Consider the following 12632-nt stretch of genomic DNA (forward strand, 5'->3'; position numbering starts at 1 on the left):
ATGCATCCCGCCTATTCCGTCATCTTCTTCACCTCTGCCTCCGGCGGCGGCTACGGCCTGCTCTTCTGGCTCGGCCTTCTCGGCGCCGGCAGCTACCTGCCGACCAACCGCTGGTTCGCCGTCTTTGCCTTCACCTTCGCTCTCCTCATGGTATCAGCCGGGTTGGTGGCATCGACCTTTCATCTCGGGCGTCCCGAGCGTGCCTGGCGCGCCTTCTCGCAGTGGCGGTCATCCTGGCTCTCCCGCGAAGGCGTGATGTCGCTTGTCACCTACATGCCGGCCGGCCTCATGGCCATCGTCTGGATACTCTACGAACGCATCCTGTCCTGGGTCGGGCTGCTGCTGTGCCTCTGCACGCTGCTGACCATTCTTTGCACCGCCATGATCTATGCGTCGCTGAAGCCGATCCGGCGCTGGCGTCACCCGCTGACGCCGGTCGGTTACCTGATGATCGGCCTCGGTAGCGGTGCGCTGTGGCTCAGCTGCTTCACCCGGCTGTTCGATGGCGGCCTGCCCTGCGCCTGGATCGCCTTCGGCATGCTGCTGGTCGGCGCGGCCGTCAAGCTGCTGTATTGGCAGGATATCGACCACGAAAGGCCGGTCTCGACAGCGGCAACCGCGACCGGTCTCGGCGATCCCGGTAAGGTACGGCTCTTCGCGGCGCCGCATACATCGGAAAACTATCTGCAGCGGGAAATGGCGTTCCAGATCGGCCGCAAACATGCCGGCAAATTGCGCCGCTGGTCGCTGGTCGCGGGATTTCTCGTCCCAGCATTGCTGGCCTTGCTATCGCGTTTTTTGCCAACGGGGCCGGCGATGCTGGTGCTTCTTCTCGCCGTCATAAGCAATGGGATCGGCGTGCTGGTCGAACGCTGGCTATTCTTCGCCGAAGCCCGTCACACCGTCACGCTCTATTACGGCGCCGACGCCGCCTGATCGAAGCGTGCAAAAAAAGCAGCGCCCGGAGGCGCTGCTTTGTCTTGTCCGCGTGGCGCTAAACCACTCGTGGCACGAGGCCACTGCCGGAGAAAGCGATTTAGATCGCTTCCTTCAGTTCCTTGGCGGCGCGGAAGGCGATCTTCTTGCTCGCCTTGATCTTGATCTGCTCGCCGGTGGCCGGGTTGCGGCCCATGCGGGCAGCGCGCTTGCGGACCTGCAGGATGCCGAGGCCGGCGATACGGATACGGGTGCCCTTCTTCAGGTTCTTCACCACCAGGCCGACCATGTCCGAAAGGATGGCATCCGCCTGCTTCTTCGGAATCTCATGGGAGGCTGCGAGTTCCGCCGCCAATTGCTTGAGGGTGATGGTAGCAGCCGGCGCGGCTTTCTTTTCGCCCTTCGCAGCGGCCTTCGGAGCAGACTTGCTCGATGCTTTCAGTGCCATGTACTCATGTCTCCTCTTTTATAAGATCTCTTAACCAGGAATGCGCTTCGATGGTGGTGCACGGTCAGGATATCGCTCTGGCCGGTTTCAGCCATTGGCCTATGACCCGCCAATTTCGATCCGGGCAATCCGATCATCCGATCGGGCGAAACATTCCCCCTGTCAGCGCTCTCCCGCCAGCGCCGCCCATCCGGGTGTTCGGCGACTCGCTGATTACCTGCATAGTATCTCGTAACTTTCGCGTGCTTCCAAGGGTGGGCAATCGCGAAAATGCTTATTTCATCGCCTTTTTCGCCGAGTCGGCCCAGTTTTCCCCAGGTAATTTACTGTCAAGCAGCTTCCAGACCCGGCAAGGTCAGTCCGGTCAGCGGGATTTCCGCTTTGCGACCGGATACGAGGTCAGCCAGGACTCGGCCCGAACCGGCCGCCATGGTCCATCCCAAAGTCCCATGCCCGGTGTTCAAAAGCAGATTGGCATAACCGGTCCGGCCGATAATCGGTGCGCCATGCGGCGTCATCGGCCGCAAGCCGCACCAGAAGCTTGCCCCGGCCACATCGCCGCCGCCAGGGAACAGATCCGTCACCACATGTTCTAACGTCTGCCGCCGCGGCACCCGCAGCTTGAGGTTATAGCCGGCCAATTCCGCCGTCCCGCCGACACGGATGCGATCGCCCAGCCGCGTCAGGGCGACCTTATAGGTTTCATCCATGATCGTCGAAACAGGCGCTTTATCTGCATCCAGTATCGAGGCGGTGAGTGAATAGCCTTTCACTGGATAGACCGGCAGACGGATGCCAATGGGGCGCAACAGCAAGGGCGAATAACTGCCTAAGGCCAGCACATAGGCATCGGCCGTCAAGACACCGGAAGAGGTTTGAATCCCGGCGATTTTGCTGCCATCCCGCAGCAAAGCCTGAATCGATATTCCGTAACGGAACTGCACGCCGGCCTGTGTGGCAAGCGCAGCAATCGCTTGAGTGAACTTGAAGCAATCGCCGGTCTCATCGCCAGGCAGGCGCAACCCGCCGACGATCTTGTTGGCAACCTGGGCGAGGCCGGGCTCGCGGGCGATGCAGCCGGCCCGGTCGAGGACTTCATAGGGCACCTGGTAACGCTGCAGGATTGCGATATCCGACGCAATGTCGTCCAATTGTGCCTGGGTGCGGAACACCTGCAAAGTGCCGAGGGCGCGATCGTCATAGGTGATGCCGGCATCGCGGCGCAGGTTACGCAAACAGTCGCGGCTATATTCGGCAATGCCGACCATATGGCTTTTGTTGCGTTCGTATCGCGCGGCGGTGCAATTGCGCAGCATGGCCAGTCCCCAGCGCCAGAAGGCAGGGTTCATCTGCGGCCAGATCACCAGCGGACGATGGCGCATGAACAGCCATTTGATCGCCTTCAGCGGCAGGCCAGGGCCGGCCCAGGGCGCGGAATAACCCGGGGATACCTGACCGGCATTGGCGAAACTGGTTTCAAGCCCGGGGCCAGGTTGCCGGTCGATCACCGTCACCTCATGCCCAGCCCGGGCCAGATAATAGGCGCTGGAGGTTCCGATCACCCCACCGCCGAGCACCAGTACTCTCATGGCAACCACATCCGTCTCGTTTCGCCGCTTTCTGGCCGTTTGCCTATATAGCGAAGCGTAACCCCCGTCCAGAGCATCCCCGCCTGCGCTACCGTGACATGGCGCACAATTCCGTATTGGCTACATTGCCTTATCCCCCAGGCTGGATGTAGCTTTTGGAACTGGTACAATTGGGGGATCAGATGAAAATGTCATCACATCGACTGCGGAACGTTTTGTGCGCGTTCCAAGGCATAAGGTTTTTGCCGGTGCTCATGGCCATGATCGCAACCGGCTGCACAACACATATCGCGCCCTCGGTGCAAAATAACCCGCCACCCACCGAAAAACTGTCGTCCTTCTCGCATTTCGAACTTCTCCCCGTAGAAGCGTCAACGGAAGCGAAAAAAGAGGACCGGGCACTGGCCAGAATCAGCGAAAACATGCAGCAGACGGTCAAACCGCAGCTTGTAGGTTGGGAAAAACAGGAAACTGGCGGCCGCACGCTCAAAATCCAGCCTTATGTGCAGGATCTGAAATTCGTCGATGGCGGCACGCGTTTCTTCGCCGGCGCGCTCGCGGGTAGCTCTGCGGTAGTGATGAAGGTTAAGCTGATCGACGCGGAAACTGGGGCGGTTGTTGCTGAGCCTGAATTTTACCAACGTGCCGCGGCGATGGGCGGTCCGATAACGGCATGCTACGGCGTATCACTACGGTATGCGCCGAGTATCTTGCGAGAAACTACAACAATGCCGTTGGTGGACCAACTGGTCTCGAAGAATCCGGTAGTTAAATCAGTCAACGCCTTGAAAATGAACAGCGGCATCAGATGATGCCGCTGTTTCTTTATCGCGATGGCCCTTGGTAAAACCGTATCACTTGTTCAGTTTTACGACGGTACCTTTCAGCGCCACACCGGCAACGAAGCCGCCGGCATGGCATTCATATTCGCTATCGCTGCTGAAGGGGTTTTTCTTATAGTAGCTGATGATGTTGATGACGGTATCGCCACCTTCCGCGACAGCCCGTTCGCCCAATTCCTTCATCGCAGAAATCATCGCCCAGCGACAGGCTTCCTCATCGGGCCGGCCGAAGGAATTGCTCTTCTTGTTGGTGACGTATTCGCCGAGATCCTTGCCGGAACCTGGTGCTTGCTGACCGGCAAAATAAAAGGTGATGTTGCCAGGCACATTCTCGGCATAGCGCGGGTCCTTTTTCACATCCTCGATTTTCAAATGATAGGGCGTGTCGCGCGCCTCTGCCGGCATGGCAGCTACCGCGCAGACTGCGGTTGTGGCAGCGACCGCCATCAATTTGAAAACGGGGCTTTTGAAACCGGATTTCCGCATGATCACCATTCCTTTTGGTTGTTTTGGCGTTGCGCCTGGATCATCCGATATATACTGCGATGGGCATCACAGAACAGCGATTTTGCCGGACATGCCCATGGCCTCGTGCAGGAATTCGTCGCAATAGAGATCATAATTGCCCGGTGTCGGGGCGACGAAATACAAATCGGCCTGCTCTCCGCCCTTCAATTCGATATCCTGGTTGAGGCTGGCCGTGCTGACATCCGTGCCATTCTTCTGCATTTTGTCGATCGCGATCGCCTTGAAGAAAGTCTTCGAGCTGAAAGTATGCGCATGGCCCGATGTGTTCACCAGATGCAGGCGATAGGGCGTGTTATGTTTGAAATTCAACGTTCCGGGGCTGAAGCTGAAATCGGCAAGATCGACTTCGACAGTGTGGCTGGCCGACCAATCCGTCGAGCTGACAATCGCAGCCTTATCAACGCTGGCGCTCTGGGTCGCCGGCTTGTCGGAAGCACAGGCGGTAACAAGCAGCGCCAATGCCAGCAAGGCAGAGAGTTTCAGTTTGTGAGTCATGATCGTCTTCTCCTTCCTATGAAGTGATTTACGGTGCGGTGAGGAATCAGGGCCGTTTGAAGATCAGCGAGGTATTGAGGCCACCGAAGGCGAAATTGTTCGACATGAAATATTCGATATCGAGATGCCGGGGGGGACCCATCAGATAGTCAAGCTCGGCACAGCGCGGATCGACATTCTGCAAATTGGCGGTTGGATAAAAGCAGTTGTCGCGCATCATCTCGATGCCGAGCCAGGCTTCCAGCGAGCCGCAGGCCCCGAGGGAATGACCGAAATAGGATTTCAGCGAATGGATCGGCATCCTCGCGCCAAAGACGCTATGGGTGGCCTGGGTTTCTGCAATATCTCCCCATTCCGTCGCGGTGCCATGGCCATTAACGTAACCGATGGCGCTTGGCGGAAGGGCCGCATCCTGTAGCGCCTCTTGCAAGGCGAGAGCCATGGTTTCCGCTTTCGGCTGTGTCGCATGATTGCCGTCGGAATTGCTGCCGAAGCCGACGATTTCGGCGTGGATGCGAGCACCCCGGGCAAGGGCCCTCTCACGTTCTTCTAGAACGAAGGTCACGGCGCCTTCACCGATCACGAGCCCATCGCGGTCCCGATCATAAGGACGCGGCGAAGATGCCGGTTTCTCATTGCGGGTGCTGGTAGCAAAGAGTGTATCGAAGACCGCCGACTGAGTTACATCGAGTTCTTCTGCACCGCCCGCGACCATCACATCGGCCTTACCCCAGCGGATCGCCTCAGTGGCATAGCCGATTGCATGGCTGCCGGAGGTACAGGCGCTCGAGGTCGGAATGACACGGCCCGTGATGCCGAAGAACATGCCGATATTAACCGCAGCAGTATGTCCCATCATCTGAAGATAGCTGGTGGCATTCAATGTCTTCGAACGCCCGCTCGTGATCAATTCGGCAAAGCTAATAACAGGTTGGATGCTGCCGAAGGAGGATCCATAGGCGACACCGGTCCGGCCGTTCCGAATGACCGCGGCGTCACTCAGACCCGCATCCTCGATGGCGCGTTCTGTCGCGTAAACCGCCATTTTCGCCACCATGCCCATGGTTCGGGTTTTCTTTCGCGGATACCGCTCGTCGACCGAGAACCCGGCGATGGGCGCTGCAAGCCGGGTGTTGATCCCATCGAAGCGGTCCCATTCGGTCATGTAACGGATGGCCGTTTCGCCCCGCGCCATCCGTTCTCGGATGGCGCGCCAGGTTTCGCCGAGGGCGGTGATACCGCCGATGCCGGTCACGACAACGCGACGCATCAGAACATCCCGCCATTAACCGACAGGACTTGCCGTGTGACATAGCCTGCCTCATCGGAGCAGAGGAACGAAACGGCGGCCGCGACATCTTCCGGTCGGCCGAAACGGCGGATGGGAATCAACTTCATCACTTCCTCGGCAGGTAATTCCGCCGTCATCTGGGTTTCGATGACGCCGGGAGCGACACAATTCACCGTGATGTTCCGCTTGGCCAACTCAATCGCCAGCGCCTTGGTCGCGCCGATGATGCCGGCCTTCGCGGCGCTGTAATTGACCTGGCCCCGATTGCCAGCAAGGCCAGCGATGGAGGACAATGTAACAATCCGCCCGCCCTTACGTGCCGAGACCATCGGCATGACGATCGGTTTCAAGACATTGTAGAAGCCATCGAGATTGGTTGTGAGCACGCTGTCCCAATCATCGTCTTCGAGGGCGGGAAATGCGCCGTCACGGGCTATTCCGGCATTTAGAACAGTGCCCCAATAGGCCCCATGCTCCGCTATATCCGCTTCCAGAATATTCCGGCAGGCCGCACGGTCGGCGATGTCGAATGAAATTAGCCGCGCGGTTCCGCCCGCTCCTCGGATCGCATCGGCAATGGCTTCGGCGCCGTCCCGGTCCCGCCCGTAATGCAGCGCGATGGCGAAGCCGTCATGCGCCAGACGTTGTGCGATGGCACTGCCGATTCCCTTGCTGGCCCCGGTGACGAGGACGGTCCTATTTTTCATGTGCAATTCCCTGGCTGGCCAGCAAGGCAGCCATGTCTGCCGGTTGAAATACGGTCAATTGCGCTGCGGCCACAACTTGATCCTGTCGGCTGACCTTACAATCGAATACGGCAACGTCTTCCTGCCGATAGGTCAAGACGGTGCTGACGGTCAAAATATTCCCGCTTTCGAACCAGGCGATACGGCAATTGAAATCCCGGGTCCCAAGCAGGAAGCCGACGCGGACCGGCATTCCGGCATCGAGCGTTCGGGCGCCTACATAGGCACCACAAGCCTGCGCCATCCATTCCACGGCCACATGCGCGGCAATGCCTTTATCCGGCCGGAAGAAAGGGATGCCCGGACGGACCATGACCTCTGCGATGAGTTGATTGCTATCCCGCTCTATCACCCGGTCAAGCAAGATCATTGGTCGGGCATGGGGCAACAGCGATTCGATTGGGTAGTCTTTCGGCGCCATGACATTCAGTTCCTGCCGAATGCCAGGGTGACATTACTGCCGCCGAAGGCAAACGAATTGCTGAGCATGGCCATCCTGTCGGTACCGATGGCCCGCATGCCGGTTGAGGCTAAGGTCAGTGTCGGCAGAGCCGGATCGGCGATACCATCCCAAAGGTGGGGTGGCAGCAAACCGTCATTGTAAGCTGGATGCAAGGTCAGCCAGAGAAAAGCTGCTTCGCAGGCACTCGCCGCACCCAACGTATGGCCGGTCATTGATTTCGTCGAACTGCAAGGCACGGACGATCCTAGAAGCGCATGTACGGCTCTGCTCTCCATGGCGTCATTCAAGGGCGTCGCAGTTCCGTGCAAATTGACATAGGCGATATCGGCCGGCGAGAGCCCGGCATCCACCATGGCAAGCCGCATGGCTTCATAGGCGCCGCGACCTTCAGGATCGGGTGCGCTGACATGATGTGCGTCCGAGCTCTCACCGATTCCGAGCAGCATTACCGGCGCCGGGTCCTTGGTAAGCAGGAAAGCAGCGGCCGCTTCTCCGATATTGATGCCGTCGCGATTTCGGCTGAAGGGATTGCACAAGCTGCTGGAAACAGCCTCGAGCGATCCGAAGCCGGTCACCGTCATCCGGCACAAGGTATCGGCACCACCGACCACCGCGGCATCGCAGAGGCCGGCCTGGATCAGACGACGGGCTGAGGCGAAAGCCTTACCGCTGGAAGAACAGGCCGTGGCGATGACATAGGCGGGACCGGTCAGACCAAGCGCACGGGCAGAGAATTCGGCGAGTGTGCCAAGTTCCTGCCGGCTATAGGTGAAGTCATTCGGCCAGCGATGCGTTTGCCAAACGGTTGCATAAGCTGTTTCAGCCTCCGCTATGCCGCCGGTGCTGGTTCCGAGAACAACGGCAATGCGGTCCCGCCCGAAGCGTTGGGCCATCGCATCGACCTCGGCGCGGATTTGATTTAGCGCCGCCAGCATCATCCGGTTATTACGGCAATCATAAGGCAGCAGGCTCTCCGGCAAATCGGGCAGCTTTTCATTGACGGCACCGACATAGACGGTTTTATCGATGGCGATATCAGAGCGCGCCACCAGTCCCGCGCGGCTACCGCTTGCCAGACCATGTGCGACCCTTGCCTTGTCCGAACCGATCGGACAGACGATGCCCATGGCAGAGATGCCGAAAGCCATCGTCATTGCTGCACCTGGACAGTCACGACATCGATGTCATAGCCCCAGGCGAGGTTGCTATAATGCAAGCCACCGGACCAAGGCTGACTGCTACCTGACTGGTACTCGGCATGGAGAACTTCTTTACCATTTGCGGAGACCGACCGGCTCTTGTCATCGACAACGAGATCGGCGCCGGCGGCGGCCAGGGTCTTGCGCATGACGGATTCGGGCCAATAGAGCACGGCGATATCTGCCAGCATGGCGCCCGGCTGGAATTCTTTTGGCAATTGCGGTGAGGATTCCATCGTGACGGAGTTATCGCGCCAAGTTACGGTCATAATGCGCTGGCCCATGCCATCGATACCGACCAATAAAACCCGGTCCGGCGTGATGCTGAGATGAGCTTCAAAGACATAGGTTTTACCCTGGTGATGAGCCGTCAGCATCTGAACCGCTTCGACGCTTCGCCCCATCTCCATGGGACGCGGAAGATCCAACCGTAAGTGAGGTGCCAGGAAGGCCGAGGTATCGTCCCGGGACGCGGTCGCGCTGCACCCGCCCAGGATAACGGCCAGAGCCAGCCAAATTTTTTGTAACCTCATCTTCCTTCAGTCTTTCCACCCGATCGCCGGCCCGGCGTCATGACCTGCCCTGGCCTCGGGACCCGCCCAGCCTCCGGACCCCGCCCTGGGCTCGGGACCCGCCCCTGGGCTCGGAACCTGCCCCGCGTCATGAATGGCAGAATACAGGGGTTTCGTCTCGCGTTTTCTTACGCCGGATTGCGACCATTTATTCTGCCAGTCCCGGCGGGGCTTGGCGCTTCCCGCCACCGGGGCCAGCAGGAAAGCGAAGATCAGGCCGACCAGCATCGTCAGGCCAAAGGCATGAACGGCGGCCACCCGGCTGAAAGCCAAAACGCCGAATGACAGCAAAGTTGTCAAGGTTGCCAGCCAAACTCCCAACATTGTGACCGACTGCCGGTTTCGGCCGCTTTCGGCACAAAAGACGGCAAAATCGACACCGATGGATTGGACGAGGATGAGGGCCATGGCGTGGAAGAAGGTAAAGCCTTCCCCGGCCAAGCCGATCGCCGCTGCTGCTAAAGTAATTGCAGTGACCGACGGCGCCTTGACCAGGATGGCACCCAGCCAGCCGTAACGCCAGATCAAGACCGGCATCATCAGCAACACGCCAACAACGATCAGCCATACCGCGCGGTAGCGATACTTGCTCAGTAAGATCGTGTAATCGCCGGTTGGATCGATCACACGGACGCCATCCACTTCTTGGATCGCGGTGCGCAGAGCTCCCGTATCGCGCAACCCGTCCAGCATGACGACGTGGATGCCGGGTTGCAGCACCAAGCTCCCGAGAAAGGGGACGGAATCCTCCGCGCTGGCTCTATCGAGCGTGAGTACCGCGCCGTTATCGTCGCTGCGCTTCGGCATCGGTAGGCCGAGCTGCTGAACCTGTTGCGTAAGATAGGGCTGGTTCAGCTTGGCGTCGATCAGCCGCCGGTTTTCGCGCTGCCGGGCGGCGGATGGAATGAAAGCGGCGGGCGATTGGTAGCCATGGAGAACGCCTTTACTCCGTAACTCGTCGAGGAGGGGAGCGAGCTGCTCTTCCCGCTGCAAGGCCGTTTCATCATCTGCTGCATGCACCAACAGGAATTGGGTCGAGGTCGTGCTCCCGATCAGCCGCTGGATTTCCGTCTGTTGCGCCAAGAGATCGGGCGACAGCGATTGTAGCTTGCGGACATCGTCATCGGCATGAAGCCGAAGTAAGCCAATGACGGCAGCCACGCATAGAATAGCGCCCAGGATCCTTCGTACAACGCGATGGTCAGGCTGCTCCCAGAACCGCCAAAGCATGCCGGCGGCGTGGAGCATGCCGGCACCGTGGCGCGCCGGCGACAGGCGATCGATGAGAGGAAACCACAAGAGGACTGTGACGAAGGAAGCTGACAGACCGATCACGGAGAAAATGGCGATCTGCCGCAAGCCTGGAAACGGCGCCAGGATGAGGATGGCATAGCCCAATAATGTGGTGACATAGCCGAGGGTGATGCCAGGAAGAACGCTGCGCAGCCGCTGCTCCGGCGTGCGGCAATCCGGATCGAAGAGACTGCTGTAATAATACATGCCATAGTCGACAGCGATGCCGATCAGGCTGACGCCAAACAGCAGCACCGCCACATGCAGATGATCGAATAGAAAAAGGCTGACCGACAAGGCCGCCCCGGCGCCGATGCCGACCACCAGCAGGTTCTGCCACAGCGGTGCGATCCGGCGAAAGGTCAGGAGCAGCAGCAGGACCGAACCGATCGTGGACACAAGACCGAGGGTCGAGGTCTCCTTCATTGCCACCTGCGACCCGGCAGCGGCGAAGAAAACCGCACCCAACCGCTTGACTTGCAGTTCGGCATGCTGCTGCCGCAGTAGCGCAATCTTTTTATCCAGCGGACCGATCAATTGCTGTTGCACATCGAGGGCGAAAGGTTCAGCCATCAAAGTGCCGGTCACGAGAATCCAGGTAATGCCCTTTTCGCTGGTCGTCAGCATGCCGTCGTCCAGCGACAGGCGCGACATCGGGACCGGCAACTGGGTCAGGAACGATTGCAGCAACAGGAAGGGATCATGTGCGATCAGGCGGGCATCCGTCAGACCGACAAAGCCATAGATTTGCGACAGAGCATTGGTCGCTACTTCCTCGCCATCACCAGCCAATAGAAGGGATCGGTCGCGTGGCGACAGCAAATTGTGACGAAAGGGAAAATAGAGAGCCCCTAATTTTTTCAGCCGGTCGCCGGACAAGGAATCGGCTTCAAGCCTGACCAAGCCGGTTGTCGCCAGGGTCTGGCCGAGTTTCGCAGCGACATCGCGGGCCGTGGCGCGATCTGGATCGCCGATCAGCAAGACGACGCGGCGGGAAACTGCATCGGTGACGGCCTGATTGGCTTTTTCCAGGAGTGGCGTTTCTGCCTCACGGGGCAGCAAAGCTAGGATATCGGTGCTGAACTGCAAGCCCGCATGGTACTTCCAGGCGAGATGGCCGGTGAGTGCAAGGAGCACGACCAACCAGATCAGCGCAAGCAAGCGCCTCATTTTTTTAAGGCGCCCTCGAACAGTTTCGTCTCCGCCTCGGAAAGAGGACCGCTGCCGACGGTTTGATCATGGAACTGCAAACGGTCACGATCGCCGCTTGGCCGGTGCATGTCCACATCATTGACATAGCGGCCGCCTTGAATGCGCATCTCGGAAATCGGCATGCTAGCCCCGCCGGCGGATTTCGGCCGCAGCTGCAATGTCCAATTTTCCGCCGTCCCTGCGGTTTCGATCGAGAACTGCGACTTCATGGCGTTCCAGTCGCCCGTCATGGTACCGCTCAGCATGTCGTAGAGCCGCGTCAGAAAAGGCACGCGCGAGGCTGGCAGGCGCAGGGTTTCGTTGCCGCGCGCTTCCTGAACCAAACCATTCGGCGTGATGACAGTCGTTGTTGGATAGGGTTTCTCGACCGTCCAGATGAGTCCCTTGCCTTGCGCGACGACGAAGCTTCCTTCGCTTTTTAACGGCGCCTGGAAGCCTTGCAGGGAGCGTTCCTGTGTGAAGCGCCCGCGCAAAATCTCACCCTGCTTCAGCGGCTCGCCGATCTGTGGGTCGGCCGCCTGCGCGGTCGAATTGGAAAGGACAGCAATCGTCAGGCAGGAGAGCAGCATCGCGGCGATGAGGACAAGGATTTTCCGGACGGCGATTTTCCTCACAGGAAGCTCCGAATCTTGTCGATCAGGAAGGCGGGCGATTCGAGGCATAACTCCCCGGTAGCGGCATCGACCGCAACCTGCGTGGTATGGGCCTTAGTGAGCACTTCGCCCGTGATTTTGTCATGGCAGCGATAGCTGATTTTCAGTCGGTTTTCATATTCGACCAATGTCGCGAGAACGAGAATGGCTTGGGCGTAGCGAATTGGCCGAACATATTTGATCTGCATATCGACGATCGGCCAGAGGAAGCCGGATTGATTCATCTCGGGATAGTTATAGCCGATTTTGTCCAGCAGGGCGCAGCGAGCCCGTTCCAGAAATTTGGCGTAATTGCCATGCCACACGACCTGCATGGGGTCGAGCTCATAGAACTGCGCCACGATTTCCACTTCGGCCGAGATCAT

Annotated in this window: 14 protein-coding genes; 2 read left to right on the forward strand and 12 right to left on the reverse strand. The window is 59.0% G+C overall.

Going from position 1 to position 12632, the window contains the following annotated elements; all coding sequences use genetic code 11:
* Nucleotides 1–936 (forward strand): dimethyl sulfoxide reductase anchor subunit family protein, encoded by a 936-nt coding sequence (locus SMD27_RS20380; RefSeq protein ID WP_320510284.1) that lies wholly within the window; start codon nt 1–3, stop codon nt 934–936.
* A gap of 100 nt (nt 937–1036) precedes the next feature.
* Here the strand turns inward: SMD27_RS20380 and SMD27_RS20385 are convergent, their stop codons facing one another.
* Nucleotides 1037–1384, reverse strand: coding sequence for an HU family DNA-binding protein (locus SMD27_RS20385; protein WP_320510285.1), 348 nt, complete (start codon nt 1382–1384; stop codon nt 1037–1039).
* 329 nt (nt 1385–1713) lie between these two features.
* Nucleotides 1714–3090: a D-amino acid dehydrogenase gene (locus tag SMD27_RS20390; protein WP_407651943.1), complete on the reverse strand. Its 1377-nt coding sequence runs from the start codon at nt 3088–3090 to the stop codon at nt 1714–1716.
* A gap of 38 nt (nt 3091–3128) precedes the next feature.
* On the opposite strand from SMD27_RS20390, the gene SMD27_RS20395 reads away from it, so the two are divergent.
* Nucleotides 3129–3785 (forward strand): hypothetical protein, encoded by a 657-nt coding sequence (locus tag SMD27_RS20395; RefSeq protein WP_320510287.1) that lies wholly within the window; start codon nt 3129–3131, stop codon nt 3783–3785.
* 42 nt (nt 3786–3827) lie between these two features.
* Here the strand turns inward: SMD27_RS20395 and SMD27_RS20400 are convergent, their stop codons facing one another.
* The 10 genes from SMD27_RS20400 to SMD27_RS20445 form a co-directional block, all read right to left on the reverse strand.
* Nucleotides 3828–4301, reverse strand: coding sequence for a hypothetical protein (locus SMD27_RS20400; RefSeq protein ID WP_320510288.1), 474 nt, complete (start codon nt 4299–4301; stop codon nt 3828–3830).
* Nucleotides 4302–4367: 66 nt separating this feature from the next.
* Nucleotides 4368–4838 carry a cupredoxin domain-containing protein gene (locus SMD27_RS20405; protein WP_320510289.1) on the reverse strand — a complete coding sequence of 157 codons (471 nt, stop codon included), beginning with the start codon at nt 4836–4838 and terminating at the stop codon, nt 4368–4370.
* A 46-nt stretch (nt 4839–4884) separates the two neighbouring features.
* Nucleotides 4885–6108, reverse strand: coding sequence for a beta-ketoacyl-ACP synthase (locus SMD27_RS20410; RefSeq protein ID WP_320510290.1), 1224 nt, complete (start codon nt 6106–6108; stop codon nt 4885–4887).
* A complete protein-coding gene (locus SMD27_RS20415; protein WP_320510291.1) occupies nt 6108–6836 on the reverse strand; it encodes a 3-ketoacyl-ACP reductase FabG2 in 729 nt (242 codons plus the stop codon). Before SMD27_RS20415 ends, SMD27_RS20410 begins: the two co-directional genes overlap by 1 nt.
* Entirely contained in the window at nt 6826–7296 is a 471-nt protein-coding gene (locus SMD27_RS20420; RefSeq protein ID WP_320510292.1) for an ApeP family dehydratase, read from the reverse strand. Before SMD27_RS20420 ends, SMD27_RS20415 begins: the two co-directional genes overlap by 11 nt.
* 5 nt (nt 7297–7301) lie before the next feature.
* Entirely contained in the window at nt 7302–8492 is a 1191-nt protein-coding gene (locus SMD27_RS20425; protein WP_320510293.1) for a beta-ketoacyl-[acyl-carrier-protein] synthase family protein, read from the reverse strand.
* Complete coding sequence (locus tag SMD27_RS20430; RefSeq protein ID WP_320510294.1) at nt 8489–9070, reverse strand: DUF3261 domain-containing protein; 582 nt, start codon at nt 9068–9070, stop codon at nt 8489–8491. Before SMD27_RS20430 ends, SMD27_RS20425 begins: the two co-directional genes overlap by 4 nt.
* 6 nt (nt 9071–9076) lie before the next feature.
* Nucleotides 9077–11572, reverse strand: a complete 2496-nt coding sequence (locus SMD27_RS20435) for an MMPL family transporter (protein WP_320510295.1) — start codon at nt 11570–11572, stop codon at nt 9077–9079.
* A complete protein-coding gene (locus SMD27_RS20440) occupies nt 11569–12228 on the reverse strand; it encodes a LolA family protein (protein ID WP_320510296.1) in 660 nt (219 codons plus the stop codon). Before SMD27_RS20440 ends, SMD27_RS20435 begins: the two co-directional genes overlap by 4 nt.
* Complete coding sequence (locus tag SMD27_RS20445; RefSeq protein WP_320510297.1) at nt 12225–12632, reverse strand: acyl-CoA thioesterase; 408 nt, start codon at nt 12630–12632, stop codon at nt 12225–12227. Before SMD27_RS20445 ends, SMD27_RS20440 begins: the two co-directional genes overlap by 4 nt.

Origin of the sequence: Dongia soli (assembly GCF_034044715.1) — a bacterium.
Classification (GTDB): Bacteria; Pseudomonadota; Alphaproteobacteria; order Dongiales; family Dongiaceae; genus Dongia_B; species Dongia_B soli.

Bases quoted from the DNA above. Each gene is read 5' to 3' on its own strand.
- SMD27_RS20400 (WP_320510288.1), bottom strand. From the start codon at position 4,301: ATGCGGAAATCCGGTTTCAAAAGCCCCGTTTTCAAATTGATGGCGGTC.
- SMD27_RS20425 (WP_320510293.1), bottom strand. From the start codon at position 8,492: ATGACGATGGCTTTCGGCATCTCTGCCATGGGCATCGTCTGTCCGATC.
- SMD27_RS20420 (WP_320510292.1), bottom strand. From the start codon at position 7,296: ATGGCGCCGAAAGACTACCCAATCGAATCGCTGTTGCCCCATGCCCGA.
- SMD27_RS20405 (WP_320510289.1), bottom strand. From the start codon at position 4,838: ATGACTCACAAACTGAAACTCTCTGCCTTGCTGGCATTGGCGCTGCTT.
- SMD27_RS20430 (WP_320510294.1), bottom strand. From the start codon at position 9,070: ATGAGGTTACAAAAAATTTGGCTGGCTCTGGCCGTTATCCTGGGCGGG.
- SMD27_RS20435 (WP_320510295.1), bottom strand. From the start codon at position 11,572: ATGAGGCGCTTGCTTGCGCTGATCTGGTTGGTCGTGCTCCTTGCACTC.
- SMD27_RS20410 (WP_320510290.1), bottom strand. From the start codon at position 6,108: ATGCGTCGCGTTGTCGTGACCGGCATCGGCGGTATCACCGCCCTCGGC.
- SMD27_RS20380 (WP_320510284.1), top strand. From the start codon at position 1: ATGCATCCCGCCTATTCCGTCATCTTCTTCACCTCTGCCTCCGGCGGC.
- SMD27_RS20385 (WP_320510285.1), bottom strand. From the start codon at position 1,384: ATGGCACTGAAAGCATCGAGCAAGTCTGCTCCGAAGGCCGCTGCGAAG.
- SMD27_RS20415 (WP_320510291.1), bottom strand. From the start codon at position 6,836: ATGAAAAATAGGACCGTCCTCGTCACCGGGGCCAGCAAGGGAATCGGC.
- SMD27_RS20445 (WP_320510297.1), bottom strand. From the start codon at position 12,632: ATGATCTCGGCCGAAGTGGAAATCGTGGCGCAGTTCTATGAGCTCGAC.